Source organism: Mesorhizobium sp. M0991 (assembly GCF_040318915.1).
In the GTDB taxonomy this organism is placed as follows: domain Bacteria; phylum Pseudomonadota; class Alphaproteobacteria; order Rhizobiales; family Rhizobiaceae; genus Mesorhizobium.
The window spans coordinates 194,083-210,073 of the sequence record NZ_JAMYNE010000003.1 but is presented as its reverse complement, the minus strand read 5'-3'; the positions used below and the strand labels follow the sequence as shown (position 1 = coordinate 210,073).

The window sequence follows — 15,991 nt, the reverse complement described above, 5'->3', positions numbered from 1 at the left end:
ATGCTTCTCCGATCCTGTGTTAACGCCGGGTCAGACCTGCGCCATGCCTCCATCGACCGCCAGATCCACGCCGGTGATGTAAGAACTTTCATCTGAGGCGAGGAAGGTGACGGCAGCCGCAATTTCCTCTGGCTTTCCCCTGCGACCCATTGGGATCTGTGACGCAAACTGGGCGGCCGCTTGCTCGGCTTGCTCGGGGGTAAGGCCTGTCGTTGTCTCTAAGGCGGGGGTCTCGATTGGCCCGGGGCTCATCGCGTTCACGCGGATTTTGCGGTCTTTCAGCTCCAGTGTCCAAGCGCGCGCAAAGTTGCGCACAGCAGCCTTACTCGCGGCGTAGGTGCTAAACCCTGGAACCCCCAACACGTTCGACACTGAAGAGTTCAGGATAATCGAACCGCCGTCTTTGAAGAGAGGAAGGGCCTTCTGCACCGTAAAGAACAGACCCTTCACGTTCACATCGAAGGTCTGGTCAAAATGGGCCTCAGTAGCGACCGCGAGCGGTGCGATTGTCCCTGCGCCCGCGTTCGCGAAGAGAATGTCGATGTGACCATGTTTCTCTTTCACGATGGCATAGAGGTGGTCCAGATCTTCCAAGCGCGACACGTCGCCGACGACCGCCGTAACGTTTCTCGTAATGAAGGCTGCGGCCTCCTTCAGCTCTTTCTCTCTTCGCCCGGTGATCACGACGTGCGCACCTTCTTCCACGAAGCGCTTGGCTGTCGCTAACCCGATCCCGCTGCTTCCGCCCGTGATGACTGCGATTTTACCTTCGAGTGCTTTCATAATCTTTTGTCTTTCGCTGATTGGCTGTACGGTGAGGTTTCATCGAGATCCTCAAAATGGGTTCGCCGAAGTCAGGCGGTGAGTGCGGAATCGCGCACATCGGTGGTGCGAAAATGATCCAGCTACTACAGATCAGTGTGTTAGAATGGGCTTGGAAGGCGCACCGCGCGGTGCCGGATTGCACCATGATCGACTGGGATGACATTCGCTACTTTCTTGCCGTCGCGCGCGGAGGCTCGGTGCGGGCTGCCGCCAAGCGCCTCGGCGTCAACCACGCGACGGTGCTGCGACGCATCGCCCAGCTCGAGGACCGCCTCGGGGCGCAGATGTTCGAAAAGCTGCCTTCGGGCTACCGCCTGACGGCTGCGGGCGAGGAGGTCCTCGAGCTCGCGAACCAGATGGAAGCGTCGTCGCACCAGCTGGAGACGCGCGTCTTCGGGCGCGACCAGAGCGTGCGCGGGCTTCTGCGGGTGACGTTGGCTCCGTCCCTCGCGACACACCTGCTCATCGCGGACTTCGCCGATTTCGCGCGTCTGCATCCGGACATCGAGATGGAGATCTTGTCGTCCGGCGAGCTCGCAAATCTGACCAACCGAGAGGCCGACGTCGCCATCCGCGTCGTCTACGACCGCAAAACCCTGCCGCTCAATCTTCACGGCCAGAAGGGACCGGAGCTGTTCGGCGGCGTCTACATGTCCTGCGATCGACTAGCCGCATGGCGTGCGGGCGCGCCTGATCCCATCCGGTGGATCGTCATAAGCATTCATGGAATTCCGGAATGGGCCAGCGAGGGTGAGGTTCGCACCACGAGGATCCCATTCAGGACCACGGACGGCGAGGCGCAGATCGCTGCTGTACGGCAAGGGCTCGGGATGACGACACTGCCGTGCTTCATTGGCGATGCCGACCCCCTACTGGTGAGGGTGCCGGGCACCGATCTGCACATGTACGGAACGCTCTGGCTTCTCACACAGGGTGAAACACGCAAGACGAAGCGCGTGCGGCTCTTCACGGAGTTCGTATCCCGCAGGCTCGCCGCGTACGCTCCGCTTCTCGGAGGGCTGTCCATATCGCGCGAGGCGACGGTGCAGCTGTCGCCGGCTAGATGACCGAATGGCGGCTTCTAGGAGCAAGGAAACTTTGGCACGAATGACCGAATGTAAGGCGCATTGCTGCCATTCGAGAAGCGGACAATGAAGGTCGCCAAGTGGTCAAAAGTGGCCGTTCCAACTCACCCACCAACACGCCGGCGGCGCCTCACTGCTTAAAGCAGTTCTCGCGGTGCCACTGCAAGAAACGAGGATGCGGGCGCTCAGACTGTCGGCGAGGCGGAAGTGCACGGCGAGTCTTGTTTGCGAACGCCTGCACGCTGTCGAGGTCATTAACCTGTCGCGAGATCAGGATTTCCAGATCGTCGGATAGGCTGATCAATCCGCGATCGAACATCCAATGCGCTGTACCGGACAGTGCGATCCCATTGTTGACAATATCGGGACCGTTCGCTTCAACCGGTCGAATATGCGCCGCGGAAACCTCTGCTCGGCCGCCGCCATTTATCAACTTGAGTCCCGTAATCGCGCAGCGTTCGTCATAGGCGCGCAAGACGATGCGGCGGAAAATACGATCTCGTACGATTCGTGACCCAATGTAACTCACGCGGTCACGGCTCTGCTCGAACTCGAACGGCGCTGGCTCATCCTGAAAGCCAAGCGACGTGCCGCTCTCATCAACGCGCGGCAGCAATAACTCATTACTGTCCAAGCCGAGATCGATAATGCGGTTGAAGTCGGTTGGACTGATTGGCCGGACCGCCGATTGGGCGCGACCGGAAATCCGCCCTTCGTCGTTAAGTACACTCTTCTCAACGATGCCATTCGCGCCGTTAAACGGAACAGGATTGACGAAATCGAGGTAGGTTCCGGGCTCGATCAGAGCGAGGTACATATCAGGCTTCGCAGGATCGGGGATGACCTGTTGGACTTTGGCTACGGCGAAATAGCCGCGGCTCTCTTCTACCTTGCTGGGCTCATAGTAGATGATCCAGTCGCCGACGCATGCTTCAACCCGGCGCAGATATTGGCTAGGAAACTGGTATTGCTCAGCCGGGTGGTCTTTGTAGATCGAATCTGACCGGTGAATGAAGACCCCGAACCCCATGATCTTTCTACAATTTGTTCTTTGGAGATGCCTGCCCCAGGTAATATCATCCGACCTTGGGAGCTTAGTCCAGGTCGGAGAAGCTTTTCCCCACCTATCGGTCTTTGGAAGCTAATGGGGAACGCCCCTCCCCATGACAGAACGCGGCTCTAATTCACCGGGCCTGTCGCAAAAGCCCCGTCCCATCCGTCCCCCGACAGAAACGACCCCCCATGAGAAAACTCATCATCAGCGAATTCATCAGCGTCGATGGCATTGCCGAGGTCGAGAAGCTGCCGGGCGTGACCTGGAACGATGAAATGCAAAAAGTTCAAGGATGACGAGCTGGCCGACAGCGGCGCCATGCTTTTGTGCGCACGACCTATGAGATTTTTGCCGGCTCGTGGCCTAAGGAGACCGGAGACTTCGCCGACCGGTTCAACGCGCTGCCGAAATATGTCGCGTCGACGAGTTTGACGCCGCGTGGATCGGGGCGTCTCCGGCGATTGATGCGATCGAGTTCGCAGCCACCAGGCGGAAGGCGCCCTTTCTTGCTGCTGCGGTAGGAAGACTTCGTGATTCAGCCACCAACCCAAATTGCTGGATTTGGCAGCCCAGGAAGTATAGGCTTGGTTTTTGGTTCAGCGATGGAACAGAGACTAGCCGCAATTCTGGCTGCCGATATGGCGGGCTACAGTCGGCTAATGGAGGCCGACGAATCCGGCACGCTCGCACGCCTTCGCACCCATCGCATAGAACTGGTCGATCCCGCCATCGCGAAGAACAAGGGCCGGATCATCAAGACCACCGGAGACGGCATGCTCGTTGAGTTCCAGAGCGTGACCGATGCCGTGAAATGCGCCGTGGAAATCCAACAGCGCATGAAACGGCGCAATTCGGATGTGCCGCAAGAACGGCGCATCGAATTCAGGATCGGCATAAATCTCGGCGACATCATTTTCGACGATGATGATATTTTCGGCGACGGCGTCAATATTGCCTCGCGCATCGAGCAACTCGCCGACGTCGGCGGCATCTGCGTGACCGCAGCGGTGGCGACCCAAATTGCCGACCGTCTCGAAATTGCCATGGAGGACCTGGGCGAGAAGACGTTAAAGAACATCAGCCGCCCGGTTCGCCTCTATCGCGTTGGGTTTGACAGTCCTGTCCTGCCACAAGTCGAGGCAAAGCGATCCATCTCGAAACCTTCGATAGTGGTGCTGCCATTCAGCAACATGAGCGGCGACCCCGAGCAGGAATTTTTCGCGGACGGACTGACGGAGGACATCATCACGGAACTGTCCCGCCACCATGAGCTGTTCGTCATCTCGCGCAATTCCGCCTTCGTCTACAAGAACCGCGCCGTGAATGTGCGCGAGGTGGCCGAAAAACTCGACGTCCAATACCTGGTGGAGGGAAGCGTCCGCAAGATCGGCGACAGGGTGCGCGTGACGGTTCAGCTCATCGACACGGCGAATGACGCTCATATCTGGGCAGACAAATATGACCGGAAGCTGGACGACATATTCGCGATTCAGGATGAGGTGACCGCGGCGATCGCAGCCACGCTGCCCGGTCGTGTCGAGGCGGCTCAGCGGGACCAGCTCGCGCGGGCGAAACCTGCAAATATGGCCGCGTATGAATGTGTGCTTGCTGCCAAGGTGCTGCATCACCGAAGCACGATTGCGGATAATGAACGCGCGCAAACCTTGATAGAGAGGGCCGTCGCGCTCGACCCCGATTATGCCCATGCCCATGCCTGGCGGGCCTGCATTCTTGGCCAGGCCTGGGTCCATAACTGGTGCGAAGACAGGGATGCCGTCTGGAACAACATTAAGGCAGCGCTGGACAGGGCGCTGGCGCTGGACAACAACGATGCCGATGTCCACCGCATCCTCGCCGCAGTGAACGTGAACAACAATGAGCTGACCACAGCGCGCTACCATCAAGAGCGGGCGCTGGCCCTCAATCCCAATTACGACCTCGTGGTGGTGCAGCAAGGCGAGTTATTGACGTGGCTGGGGAGGCCGGAAGAGGGAATTGAATGGATCCGCAAGGCAATGCAGTTGAACCCGCACCACCCGGAGAGGTTCTGGAGCCATCTGGGAAAGGCGCATTTCGCCGCGCGCCAGTATGGCGAGGCGATCGAAGCTTTCATGCATCTGTCAACCATGGACTCGGTTCAGCACGCTTTCGCCGCTGCCTGCTACGGCTGGCTCGGCGACGAAATCGCGGCCGCGGCGCATCTAGGCAAGATCAGAACGCTCGATCCCCAATTCGACCTCGATTCATTTATCGCCACCCTGCACTATGCCCAGGAGTCTGATGTGCAGCACGTCCGCGAAGGACTGCTGAAAGCCGGTATTGCCCACCTGTAGGCAGCCGGTAACTACGAACCAGATCCAATCGGGGACAGGCAAAAAAGACCGGCCTCCGATACGGACCTTGTGGCATGACTGAACGACGGGCAGGCCGGAGAAGCTTCTCCCACGGTATCGGTCTTTGGAAGCGAACAGGGGAAAGCCCTGCCCCTGAAAAAGCGCCGCGCTAGTTGATGGCGCAGTTCGCACAAGACCCGCGCCCGCCTCCGGCAGAAAGGAACCCGCCATGCGAAAACTCATCGTCACCGAATTCATCAGCGTCGATGGGATCGCCGAGGTCGAGAAGCTGCCGAGCGTCGCCTGGAACGACGAGATGCAAAAATTCAAGGACGACGAGCTTGCCGATAGCGGCGCCATGCTTTTGGGGCGCACGACCTATGAGATCTTTGCCGGCTCGTGGCCCAAGGAGACCGGAGATTTTGCCGACCGCTTCAACGCACTGCCGAAATATGTCGCCTCGACCAGCTTGACGGCGCTCGACTGGCAGCCGGCAGAGCTGCTGACTGGCGCCTTGCCGGACGCGGTCAGAGGGATGAAGCAAGGCAGCGGCGGCAACATCTATGTGCATGGCAGCCTCAGCGTCGCGCAGGAATTGCTGCGCCACGGCCTTGTCGACCGCATCAGGCTGCTCAGCTACCCCGGTGCCGTCGGCCAGGGCAAGCTGCTGTTCCCGCCCGGCGCGCAATTGCCGCTCGAGCTGATTTCGGCCAGGCAATTCAGCAACGGCGTGGTGGCGCTGGAATATGCGGCTGGAATGGGCAAGCCGTGATGAAGGCTAATCTCCCCCCTTGAGGGGGAGATGGCCGGCAGGCCAGAGGGGGGCGGTTCGACCGGGCGCGGCCTGCCTCTTGCGTCGGTGGGGGTTGGCGCATTACGCGAGACGACCCCCTCTGGCCTGCCGGCCATCTCCCCCTCAAGGGGGGAGATTGGCAGCTTCGGCCAAGGGCGCCTCGCCCAAATCTACCGCCCCCGCCCGCCTGCCTCCACCTTCTGCACGGCCGCAATCAGCATCTCGACAAACCTCATCACCTTGGGCGGGCGGAAGCGGGCGGCGGGGTAGACTGTGTAGATGCCGCCGGAGGGCAGCCGCCACTCGGGCAGGATCTGCACCAGCCGCCCGGCGGCCAGCTCGTCCCGCACCAAAAAGTCCGGCAGCACCGACAGGCCGGCGCCGGCGCGGACCGCCGCCAGCACTGCCGGCGTCGCGTCGATCGCAATCGTTGCCTGCATGCGCACGGCCTGCTCGTCATCGCCGCGCGAAAATTGCCATAGCAGCGGTTCGCGCAGCGCCATGTTGGCGACGAAGGGCAGCCCGGCAAGATCTTGCGGTTCGCCGGCGGTGAACCGGCCTGCAAAGCCGGCGCCGCATACCATGAATTGTTGGAAGGTGCCGATGCGCCGCGCCTGCAGGCTGGAATCGGCCAGCCAGCCGACGCGGATGGCCACGTCGATGTGGCCGGAAACCAGGTCGATCGTCTCGTCGCCCAGCGTCAGCTCCACCCGGCAGGCGGGATAGCGCGCGCTGAAGGCGGCGACCACCGGCACCACCGCCGACGTGCCGTAGTCGTTAGACGCGGCGATGCGCAGCGTGCCGGTCGGCTCGGCGGCGGCCTGCGCGAGCTCGTCGAAGGCATCCTCGGCCTGCTGCAGGACCTGCAGGCAGCGGGCATGGAATGTCCGGCCGGCCTCGGTCGGATGGACGCGCCGCGTCGTGCGGATCAGCAGCGTCGTTCCGACATCGCGCTCCAGCCGAGCTACCTGCTGGCTGACGACCGCCTTGGTGATGCCCAGCCGCTCGGCGGCCCGCGTGAACGATCCGGCATCGACCACCGCTGCGAAATAGGCCAGACGGTTCAGGTTCATGCTTCGCTCATGGCAGGTGCAGCTCATTGTCAGGCAATGGCATACATTACGTCTATTTTGTCGGCCTTCAATACGCATTCCGCTTTTGCAATCTTGCGGGCATCGAGGCTGCGCGCCGCCGAGTTCCGCATTCCCAGGAGACATCCATGTTCACACGGAGAGCCATCATGAAAACCACCCTCGCCGCCGGCGCTGCCGCGGTCTTTGCTCCCGCCGGGCTCGGCCATGCGGCCGGCGGGCTTTCCTGGAAGCATTTTCCCGCTGGGCAAAACGGCTTCTTTCGCGCCCCGGTGCTGGTCTCCGGCGCCGCCGAAGCCGTGCTGATCGATGGCGGTTTCACCTACCCCGACGGCCGGGCCGTGGCCGAGGCGATCAAGGCGACGGGCAAGACGCTCACCACCATCTATGTCAGCCAGTCCGACCCGGACTATTATTTCGGCCTCAAGCCGATCAGGCAGGCGTTCCCGCAGGCACGGGTGATCGCCGCGGCCGAGACGGTGGCCGCCATCAACGGCAATGTCGAAAAGAAGCTTGCCGTCTGGGGGCCGCAGCTGAAGGAGAATGGCCCGCAGGCGCTGGCCGATGTCGTCATCCCCGAAGCGTTCGACGGCAAGGCGCTCAGCGTCGATGGCGAGAGCATCGAGATCGTCGCCGCGGAAGGCCTCGCCAACCGGCGCTATCTCTTCGTGCCGTCGCTGAACGCGGTGTTCGGCGGGGTGATGATCTTTGCCGGCGTGCATGTCTGGACCGCCGACACGCCGACCAGGGAACTGCGCGCCGCCTGGCTTGCCAATCTCGAAAAGATCGCGGCGCGCAAGCCGGCGATCGTCGTGCCCGGGCACATGGCGCCTGAGGCCGCTACGGACCTTTCGGGCGTCGAGCACACCAGGGCCTATCTCGTCGCTTTCGAGGAAGAACTGGCCAAGGCCAAGGACGCTGCCGCGCTGAAGAGCGCCATGGAAGCCCGCTTCCCCGGCCTCGGCATGGGCGTCGCGCTCGACATCGGCTCCAAGGTCGCCACCGGCGAGATGAAGTGGGGCTGAGATTGGCGCCAATCTCGAGCTGATCCGCGCCACTTACGAAGGATACACGCTCATGGTCCAGCGGGCGCTGACGCCCGACGACTGACGGCTGTCATCCGCCGAGACGGTTTGTGCGCTTGCTGGTTTCGGCCTTGGTGCAGGCCTCGACCGCCTTTTCGATCTCGCGCTTCAGTTGGTCCTTGATCGCCACCGTCTCGGCCATCAGCGCCTCGACCTTCATGAAATCGAGCACCCGGTATTTCGACACCGCCGGCCGGATCAGAATGTCGGGCCGGCTCTGGTTGAGCTTGCTGGCGATGATCGACTGCATCATCAGCTGCGTGGCGCCGAACATCAGGTCGACGGAGGTCGGGAATTTGCGCCCGGCCTCGGTCGGCGCGCCGACCACGTCGACGGCAATGATGATGTCGGCGTCGAGCTCGATGAGGTCGAACGGCACGGGATTGTAGATGCCGCCGTCGATCAGCAGCCTGCCGTCGCGCATCACCGGGCGGAACACCGCCGGGATCGCCGCCGAGGCGGCCAGCGCCGAATGCAGCTCGCCTTCGTCGAGCACCGCGAGCTTGTGTCCGTAGAAATCGGTTGCCGTCACCTTCAGCGGTATTTTGAGTTCGGCGAAGGTCTCGGGAATGGCGTCGGGGAGGAATGCCTTGAGGATGCGCTCGACATTGAACTGGCTGACCCGCAAGCCGCCCTGCACCGCCTCGGCAAAAGTGCCGGGCCGCGCCCGCCACATGCGCGTCGCCACTTCGGCGCGGCGGCCGAGGATCGAGCGCGTATAGTCGTGGATGTCCTTGCCGGTCATGCCCGAGGCCATGCCGGCGCCCATGATGGCGCCGATCGACGAACCGGCGATTGCCGCCGGCCTTATGCCCAGCTCGTCCAGCGCCTCGATGACATGGATATGCGCCAGCCCACGCGCGCCGCCGCCGCCAAAGGCGATGCCGAAGCTAGGGCTCATCCCTTGTTGGCCGCGCCGAGCTTCGGCCCGACCACCATGACCGCCGGCTCGGCGGAGAGCAGCTTCTTCGCCGCCGCCTTGACCTGGTCCAGCGTCACCGCGTTTATCAGCGCGGCACGGCGCTGCATGTAGTCAATGCCGAGCTTGCCGAGCTGGATCTCGACCAGCGTTGAGGCAATCGCGCCGGAGGAATTCAGATTGTTGATGGCATAGGCACCGATCATGTATTTCTTGGTCGCCGCCAGCTCGGCTTCGGTCGGCCCCTCCTCGGCCATGCGCTTGACCACGTCGCGCACCACAGCCAGCGTCTCGGCCGCCCTGTCGGCGCGGGTCGAGGTGGTGATGGACAGCGCCTCGGAATGCTGGTGGTCGACGAGGTCGGAGCTGACGCTATAGGCCAGGCCGCGCTTCTCGCGCACCTCGTCGAACAGCCGCGAGGTGAAGGTGCCGCCGCCGAGGATCTCGTTCATCAGCACGGCGGCGAAGAAGTCCGGCGCATTCCGCTTCACGCCGGGATAGGCGAGTTGCAGCGAGGCCTGCGGCTGGTCATAAACGACCTCGAGCTGCTGGCCGAGCTTCAGGTCGATGTCGGGAACGGGCGTAAGCGCCTGCTTTTCCGGCAGGCTGCCGAAGACCAGGTCGAGCTTCTGCTTCAGCGTCTCGTCGTCGATGGCGCCGACCACCGCGACATGCAGGCCGTTGCGGGCGAAATTCGCCTTGTGGAAGGCGCTGAGATCGGCCGGCGTGATCGTCGCGATGCTTTGCCTGGTGCCCTGGTCGGGCCGCGCATAGGGATGCCGGCCGTAGATCGCGTCCAGCCATTTGCGTTGGGCGAGCGTGTCGGGATCGCGCTCGTTGGCGATGATGCCGGACAGGATCTGCGAGCGGATGCGGTCGATCGGCACCTGGTCGAAGCGCGGCTGGTTGACCGCCACGCGCAACAGGTCGAAGGCGCCGTCGCGCTGCTCGGCCAGCATGCGCATCGAGCCGTAGATGCCGTCGCGCTGCGCATCGAAGCTCATCTCGGCGCCGACATCGTCAAGCTTGATCTGGAAGGCCTCGCTGTCGAGGTTGCCGGCGCCTTCGTCGAACAGGCCGCTCATCAGATTGGCAAGCCCTTCCTTGCCGCGCGGATCCTGCGTCGCGCCGCCATCGAAAACGAAACGAATGGCGACGATCGGCACCGAATAATCCTCCACCAGCCAGGCGGTGATGCCCTTCGACGAGGTCACCTCCTGGATGTTCATGGCGGCGCGGGCGGAAAGCGCCGGCAGGACGAGGAAGACGAGGGAGAGGATGAGGGTTGCTAGAAGAGGACCGGCGTGCGCGCGCTTCCCTTCTCCCCTTGTGGGAGAAGGTGGATCGGCGCGAAGCGTCGAGACGGTTGAGGGGTGTTGGACGGAGTGCCGTTGGTGCCAAGCTGGAACACCCCTCATCCGACCGAGCTTCGCTCGGCCACCTTCTCCCACAAGGGGAGAAGGGGAGGAGCCCACGAGGGGAGAAGGCAGAGCGGGACCATGCTGGCTCATCATCAAATCAATTCCCAGCCTGGGTTTGCGGCAGAAGATAGCCGGTCGTTGCGTGGTCGAGATTGAGATAGCGGGCAGCGACCGCCTTGACCTGGTCGGCGGTGACCTTGCGGATGCGGTCCGGCCATTGCTGGACATCCTGGACGTTACCGCCGGTGGCGAGCGTCGAGCCGTAGATGTTGGCCATGTCCTCCTGCTTGTCGCGGGCAAAGATCATCGAGCGGACGAAACGGTCCTTGGATTTTTCCAGCTCGTCGCTGGTGACGCCGTCTTTCGCGATGCGGGCGATCTCGGCGTCGACCGCGGCTTCGATGTCGGCAAGCTTGGCATCGCCGCGCGGCGCGCCATAGACGGTGAAATTGGTGTCGTCGAGCATGGTGCCCTGGAAGAAGGCGCCAGCCTCGGCGGCGATGCCTTGCCTGACGACAAGCTCCTGGTAGAGCCGGCTGCGGTTGCCGCCGCCAAGGATTTCGGACAGAACGTCGAGCGCTTCGGCTTCGCCCGGTTTTGCCGTGTGATAGGACGGAACCACCCATTGCGTGGTGAAGCTCGGAACGCTGACGCGCCCGTCGGTCAGCGTCACCGTACGCCTGGTGTTCTGTTCCGGCTCGACCGGGCGGATGCGCGGCGGCAGATCCGGGCCGCGCGCGACCTTGCCATAGGTCTTTTCGGCCAGCGCTTTGACCGTTTCCGGCTCGACATCGCCGGCCACCACCAGCACGGCGTTATTGGGCGTGTAGTATTTGTTGTAGAAGGCCATCGCGTCGGTGCGGTTCAGCTTCTCCATCTCCTGCATCCAGCCGATGACCGGAATGCGGTAGGGCTGGTTCTGCCACAGCGTGGCGTCGATCTCCTCGTCGAGCACCGCCTGCGGATTTGAGTCGATGCGCGAGCGGCGCTCCTCGAGGATGACGTCGCGCTCGGTCTTGATGACATCGTCGTTGAGGATGAGATTGCGCATGCGGTCGGCCTCGAAGCCCATCATCTCACCGACCGCCTGCGGCACCACCGTCTCGTGAAAGGCGGTGTAGTCGTAGGAGGTGAAGGCGTTGTCCGAGCCGCCGATGGAAGCGACGGCGCGGTCGAGCTCGCCGGCCGCATGCTCGCTGGTCGCCTTGAACATCAGATGCTCGAAGAAATGGGCAATGCCGGACTTGCCCGGCGGCTCGTCGGCGCTGCCGATCTTGTACCAGACCATATGGGTGACGATCGGGGCGCGGTGATCGGGGATGACGACGACCTCCATGCCGTTGTCGAGCAGGAAATCGGTCACGACGCTATCGTCAGGATTGTTATCCGCCAGAGCCGGCGCGGCCATCACCAGAGCCAGTCCCAAGAGCGTTCCGCGCAGCCATTCAGCCTGAAATGTCATAGATGGCTCCGGTTTGTGATGGGACGATAGGCGGGGTTGCTGGTCGAGGCAAAGCGAATTGTTCGTCATTTTGAAGGCGCCATCGTGGAAGCCGAACTCAGGCGGCTTCGATGAACCGGATGACCGTCTCGCCATAGTTGCGCTCGTCGACAACCGAAAAGCCCAGCCCTGCCTCGAACGGCGCCGCCGCCGCTTCCTCGATGACGCAGAGCGCGCCAGGGGCTAGCCAGCCGCCGGCCTTGGCCGAGCGCAAAGCGCGTTCGCCAAGGCCCTTGCCATAGGGCGGATCGGCAAAGACCAGGCCAAATGCGGCGATGGTGCCCGCCTCGCCCAAGCCCGTCGCGTCGCGGCGGAATATCTTGGTGCGGCCGGTGAGGCCGAAGACCTCGACATTGGTGCGGATCAGGCCGCGCCCTTCGGCGGATTCTTCGATGAAGACAGCGTAGGAGGCGCCGCGCGACAGCGCTTCGAGGCCGAGCGCGCCGGTGCCGGCGAACAGGTCGAGCACGCGCGCGCCGTTCAGTTTTTCGGGAAAGCGATGCGTCAGCACGTTGAAGACCGCCTCACGCGTGCGGTCGGTCGTCGGGCGGATGGCAAAGGTGCGGGGCGTCGCCAGCGGACGCCCGCGAAACTCACCGCCGACGATCCGCATTGCTTCCCTTCGGGCCGCCACGCGGCCGGTCGCCACCACTATCCGGACGCTCGCCGCGTGGCTTTCCGAACGGCTTTGCGCCGCCGCCTTGCGGCTTGCCGCCGGGCTTGCCGTAAGACGGCTTGAACGAGGCCTTGCGCGCCTTGTTTTCTGCCGCCTTGGCGGCATCTGCCTCAGCCCTGCCCTTGCCGATCGGCCGTGCGCCCGGCGCCATCCAGACATTGGCCTTGCGCTGGCCCGGCGGCTCGATCGGCCGCTGCTCGCGTTCGGATTTCTTCCCACCGAAGCCGCCACGAGGCTTGTCGCCACGGGGTTTGTCCCCGAAGTCGCCGCGTTCAGGTCTGGGGCCACGCTCGCCAAAGCTCTTTTTCGGCCCAAAGCTCCTGTCGGGGCTTGTCGACAGCTTGCCGAGCGCTTCGTCGCGGCTGCCTTCGCGGCGCTTGCGGTTCTTAATCAGGCCGCCCTCGCCGATCGGCCGGCGTTCGCCGTCGCGGGTGAATTTCGGCCGCTCGGGCTCCTCCTCCCGCTCACGCCTGACCGGTTTGTTGGAAAACGGCTTGGCGATATCGGCATCGAAATTGGCGCCTGATTCCTCGACCAGGCGCTCACCGAGCTGGTCGCGCAGCACGCGGCCCTTGATCTCCAGCACATGGCCTTCCGGCAAATCGTCGAGCTGGAACGGCCCGTAGGAAATACGGATCAGCCGCGTCACGTCGAGACCGAGCGAGCCCAGGATGTTCCTGACCTCGCGGTTCTTGCCTTCGCGCAGGCCGAGTGTCAGCCAGGCGTTCGAGCCCTGCTCGCGGTCGAGCGTCGCTTCGATGGCGCCATAAAAGACGCCGTCGACGGCAAGGCCTTCGCGCAGGCCGGCAAGCGCGCTTTCTTCGACCTTGCCGTGGACGCGCACGCGATAGCGCCTGAGCCAGCCGGTGGCCGGCAGTTCGAGCACCCGCGACAGGCCGCCATCGTTGGTGAGCAGCAGCAGGCCTTCGGTGTTGATGTCGAGCCGGCCGATGGTCATCAGCCGCGGCAGCCCAGGCGGCAGCACGTCGAAGACGGTTTTGCGGCCTTCGGGATCGCGGTTTGTCGTGACCACGCCGGCCGGCTTGTGGAACAGGAACAGCCTGGTGCGCTCGATCGGCGGGATCTCCATGCCGTCGAGATGGATGATGTCGCCGGGCATCACGTTGAAGGCCGGCGAGGACAACACCTTGCCATTGACCTTGACGCGGCCGGCCGCAATCAGTTCCTCGGCGTCGCGGCGCGAGGCCAGGCCGGCACGCGCCAGCCGCTTGGCAATGCGTTCGCCGGCTTCTTCCGTTGCCTCGACGCGACGCGGGCGCGGCTTGAAGCCGCCTTCCGATGCCGCCTGTGCCCTTTGTGCCCCATGGGGTCGATCGCCGCCAAAATCACGTTTGGGACGATCGCCGAAGTCACGCTTGGGATGGTCGAAGCGCCTCTCGCCGCCCTCGACTTCGGCAGCTGCCGGCCGGTCGCCGCGCGGTGCGTAAGGCTTGCGCGGACCTTCGCGATTTTCATAAGGCTTGCCCTCCGGACGCGCCCCTTTGCTGAACGGCCTGTCGCCGCCTTTGAAGTCGCGCTTCGGCCGCTCGCCTTCGGCAGCTTCTGGCCGGTCGCCGCGCGGCGCATAAGGCTTGCGTGGACCCTCGCGCTTTTCATAAGGCTTGCCTTCCGGACGCGGCACTTTGCTGAACGGCCTGTCGCCGCCTTTGAAGTCGCGCTTCGGCCGTTCGCCTTCGGCCGCCGCCGGCCGGTCGCCGCGCGGAGCATAAGGTTTTTTGGCGCCGAAGGACGGCTTGCCGCCCTTGCCGCGAGCGCTATCGCGACCGCGCGGCCCCGCCGGTTTCGGGCCGGCCTTGCGCGGGAATTTCTTGTTTTTGTCGTCCATGTGGCCTTTGCTCGTTTGCGCGGGTAGTAACAGGATCGCGCTCTAGTGGCGAGGAGATAATCGGAATGGAAACCGCGTGAAGCGGCAGGATTTCATGGCGCTGGCGCTGAAAGAAGCCGAAGCCGCCGCCCTGCGTGGCGAAGTGCCGGTTGGCGCGGTCGTCGTCGGCGGCGATACGGTCGTTGCGAGTGCCGGCAACCGCACCCGCGAGTTCGCCGATCCCACCGCCCATGCCGAGATGCTGGCGATCCGCGAGGCCTGCCGCAAGCTTTCCAGCGAGCGGCTCAGCGGCCACGATCTCTATGTGACGCTGGAGCCGTGCGCCATGTGCGCCGGCGCCATCTCCTTCGCCAGGCTGCGCCGGCTCTATTTCGGCGCTGCCGACGAGAAGGGCGGCGCAGTGGTCAACGGCGTTCGCTTCTTCACGTCACCGACCTGCCACCATGTGCCCGACATCTATCCGGGCATGGCCGAGAACGCTGCAGCAGCGCTGCTGAAAGACTTTTTTCGCGAGCGACGCGGACCCTGATTTTCTGGTCCGCCAGACGGTCCAAATCCAAGTCAACCAATCCAGGCCAGAAAGTCTCTGGCGCCGTCAGGCTACCAAGGCAGCCAGTCGAACATGCCGCCACTCTTGCTCTTGGCGGCCGCCTCCTTCTTGAGGCGTCGTTCCTTCTTGTACTCGTCCTCGCCGAGGTCGCCCTGCGGCGCAGTGTCGGCAGCAGCGCGGTATTGCACCGGCGGCTCGCTCAGATATCTGCGGGTGGTCGGGTCGCCCTGTTTGCCTTCAGCCCGGCGGCGCATGATTTCCGCGGCGCGGCCCTTGTCCGAATCGGCCGGAGTCCAGGCTGGCGGGTGGCTCGAGCCCGACTGCTTCAGCGCGGCCTTGACCGACGCCGGATCCGTCTGCACGTCATCGATGACCTGCGCCTGGTAGGCCGGGTCGTCCTGATGCAGCGTGGCATCGGCGCGCAGGCGGGCACGGCGCTGCTCCGGCGATTCGGGCCATTCGGCGCTTGCCGTCTCGATGCTTTCCTGCGGCGGCGGCAAGACTTCCTTCTGCCCCGGTCCTGGCTTCACCAGCGTGGGGCGCGGCTTGTAGTCGATACTATCCTTGCGCTTGGGTGCGAAGGAAAACGCCCCGGTGAGGTCACCGGCAAGCTGCGCGCCCGCGGTCTTGTCGGTCCCGTAAGTGGGCGAGCCCATGCAGCCGGACAAAGCGAGGCCCGATACGACAAGCGGCGCTAGCAGCGCAACGCGCGCGTAAGTTCTCTCGGTCATGCCAAAAAGTCCCACTGTAGACAGCCTCTCGATTGCCGCCGGCCAAAGAAAGGTCCGGTCCCCATCGCCTATGCTCTTCCG

At 63.6% G+C, this 15,991-nt stretch carries 14 protein-coding genes; 5 read left to right on the top strand and 9 right to left on the bottom strand.

The features are described from left to right. Positions 1-30: 30 nt before the first annotated feature. Positions 31-783 (bottom strand): SDR family NAD(P)-dependent oxidoreductase, encoded by a 753-nt coding sequence (locus tag NKH70_RS06800; protein ID WP_352911187.1) that lies wholly within the window; start codon positions 781-783, stop codon positions 31-33. A 185-nt stretch (positions 784-968) separates the two neighbouring features. On the opposite strand from NKH70_RS06800, the gene NKH70_RS06795 reads away from it, so the two are divergent. Further along, complete coding sequence (locus NKH70_RS06795; RefSeq protein ID WP_353025037.1) at positions 969-1,892, top strand: LysR family transcriptional regulator; 924 nt, start codon at positions 969-971, stop codon at positions 1,890-1,892. Between the two features lie 148 nt (positions 1,893-2,040). Here NKH70_RS06795 and NKH70_RS06790 read toward each other — a convergent pair whose 3' ends face one another. Then, positions 2,041-2,940 (bottom strand): HNH endonuclease, encoded by a 900-nt coding sequence (locus NKH70_RS06790; protein WP_352911190.1) that lies wholly within the window; start codon positions 2,938-2,940, stop codon positions 2,041-2,043. Between the two features lie 626 nt (positions 2,941-3,566). Between NKH70_RS06790 and NKH70_RS06785 the strand changes: the two genes are divergently transcribed. Further along, the gene (locus tag NKH70_RS06785; RefSeq protein ID WP_352911621.1) at positions 3,567-5,297 is read left to right on the top strand and encodes an adenylate/guanylate cyclase domain-containing protein; all 1,731 of its coding nucleotides are present in this window, start codon (positions 3,567-3,569) and stop codon (positions 5,295-5,297) included. 229 nt (positions 5,298-5,526) lie between these two features. Then, positions 5,527-6,069, top strand: coding sequence for a dihydrofolate reductase family protein (locus NKH70_RS06780; RefSeq protein WP_352911192.1), 543 nt, complete (start codon positions 5,527-5,529; stop codon positions 6,067-6,069). Between the two features lie 191 nt (positions 6,070-6,260). Here the strand turns inward: NKH70_RS06780 and NKH70_RS06775 are convergent, their stop codons facing one another. Continuing rightward, positions 6,261-7,163: a LysR family transcriptional regulator gene (locus tag NKH70_RS06775; RefSeq protein ID WP_353015990.1), complete on the bottom strand. Its 903-nt coding sequence runs from the start codon at positions 7,161-7,163 to the stop codon at positions 6,261-6,263. 146 nt (positions 7,164-7,309) lie between these two features. Here NKH70_RS06775 and NKH70_RS06770 point away from each other — a divergent pair, with 146 nt between their 5' ends. Then, positions 7,310-8,206 (top strand): MBL fold metallo-hydrolase, encoded by an 897-nt coding sequence (locus NKH70_RS06770; protein ID WP_352911196.1) that lies wholly within the window; start codon positions 7,310-7,312, stop codon positions 8,204-8,206. 91 nt (positions 8,207-8,297) lie between these two features. On the opposite strand, the gene NKH70_RS06765 is transcribed toward NKH70_RS06770, so the two are convergent. The 5 genes from NKH70_RS06765 to NKH70_RS06745 all read right to left on the bottom strand — a co-directional run bounded on the left by NKH70_RS06765 (position 8,298) and on the right by NKH70_RS06745 (position 14,629). Continuing rightward, the gene (locus tag NKH70_RS06765) at positions 8,298-9,167 is read right to left on the bottom strand and encodes a patatin-like phospholipase family protein (RefSeq protein ID WP_352911199.1); all 870 of its coding nucleotides are present in this window, start codon (positions 9,165-9,167) and stop codon (positions 8,298-8,300) included. Continuing rightward, complete coding sequence (locus NKH70_RS06760; protein ID WP_353024998.1) at positions 9,164-10,414, bottom strand: M16 family metallopeptidase; 1,251 nt, start codon at positions 10,412-10,414, stop codon at positions 9,164-9,166. Before NKH70_RS06760 ends, NKH70_RS06765 begins: the two co-directional genes overlap by 4 nt. Positions 10,415-10,703: 289 nt before the next feature. After that, complete coding sequence (locus NKH70_RS06755) at positions 10,704-12,068, bottom strand: M16 family metallopeptidase (protein WP_352911205.1); 1,365 nt, start codon at positions 12,066-12,068, stop codon at positions 10,704-10,706. 97 nt (positions 12,069-12,165) lie between these two features. After that, positions 12,166-12,720: a 16S rRNA (guanine(966)-N(2))-methyltransferase RsmD gene (gene rsmD / locus NKH70_RS06750; RefSeq protein ID WP_352911208.1), complete on the bottom strand. Its 555-nt coding sequence runs from the start codon at positions 12,718-12,720 to the stop codon at positions 12,166-12,168. Beyond that, a complete protein-coding gene (locus NKH70_RS06745) occupies positions 12,701-14,629 on the bottom strand; it encodes a pseudouridine synthase (RefSeq protein ID WP_353024996.1) in 1,929 nt (642 codons plus the stop codon). Before NKH70_RS06745 ends, rsmD begins: the two co-directional genes overlap by 20 nt. 76 nt (positions 14,630-14,705) lie before the next feature. Here NKH70_RS06745 and NKH70_RS06740 point away from each other — a divergent pair, with 76 nt between their 5' ends. Continuing rightward, positions 14,706-15,158: a nucleoside deaminase gene (locus tag NKH70_RS06740; protein WP_292653914.1), complete on the top strand. Its 453-nt coding sequence runs from the start codon at positions 14,706-14,708 to the stop codon at positions 15,156-15,158. Between the two features lie 71 nt (positions 15,159-15,229). Here NKH70_RS06740 and NKH70_RS06735 read toward each other — a convergent pair whose 3' ends face one another. Beyond that, the gene (locus NKH70_RS06735) at positions 15,230-15,910 is read right to left on the bottom strand and encodes a hypothetical protein (RefSeq protein WP_352715085.1); all 681 of its coding nucleotides are present in this window, start codon (positions 15,908-15,910) and stop codon (positions 15,230-15,232) included. Positions 15,911-15,991 lie beyond the last annotated feature (81 nt).

Bases quoted from the DNA above. Each gene is read 5' to 3' on its own strand.
- NKH70_RS06785 (WP_352911621.1), top strand. From the start codon at position 3,567: ATGGAACAGAGACTAGCCGCAATTCTGGCTGCCGATATGGCGGGCTAC.
- NKH70_RS06795 (WP_353025037.1), top strand. From the start codon at position 969: ATGATCGACTGGGATGACATTCGCTACTTTCTTGCCGTCGCGCGCGGA.
- NKH70_RS06790 (WP_352911190.1), bottom strand. From the start codon at position 2,940: ATGGGGTTCGGGGTCTTCATTCACCGGTCAGATTCGATCTACAAAGAC.
- NKH70_RS06760 (WP_353024998.1), bottom strand. From the start codon at position 10,414: ATGAACATCCAGGAGGTGACCTCGTCGAAGGGCATCACCGCCTGGCTG.
- NKH70_RS06775 (WP_353015990.1), bottom strand. From the start codon at position 7,163: ATGAACCTGAACCGTCTGGCCTATTTCGCAGCGGTGGTCGATGCCGGA.
- NKH70_RS06755 (WP_352911205.1), bottom strand. From the start codon at position 12,068: ATGACATTTCAGGCTGAATGGCTGCGCGGAACGCTCTTGGGACTGGCT.
- rsmD (WP_352911208.1), bottom strand. From the start codon at position 12,720: ATGCGGATCGTCGGCGGTGAGTTTCGCGGGCGTCCGCTGGCGACGCCC.
- NKH70_RS06745 (WP_353024996.1), bottom strand. From the start codon at position 14,629: ATGGACGACAAAAACAAGAAATTCCCGCGCAAGGCCGGCCCGAAACCG.
- NKH70_RS06780 (WP_352911192.1), top strand. From the start codon at position 5,527: ATGCGAAAACTCATCGTCACCGAATTCATCAGCGTCGATGGGATCGCC.
- NKH70_RS06735 (WP_352715085.1), bottom strand. From the start codon at position 15,910: ATGACCGAGAGAACTTACGCGCGCGTTGCGCTGCTAGCGCCGCTTGTC.
- NKH70_RS06800 (WP_352911187.1), bottom strand. From the start codon at position 783: ATGAAAGCACTCGAAGGTAAAATCGCAGTCATCACGGGCGGAAGCAGC.
- NKH70_RS06765 (WP_352911199.1), bottom strand. From the start codon at position 9,167: ATGAGCCCTAGCTTCGGCATCGCCTTTGGCGGCGGCGGCGCGCGTGGG.
- NKH70_RS06770 (WP_352911196.1), top strand. From the start codon at position 7,310: ATGTTCACACGGAGAGCCATCATGAAAACCACCCTCGCCGCCGGCGCT.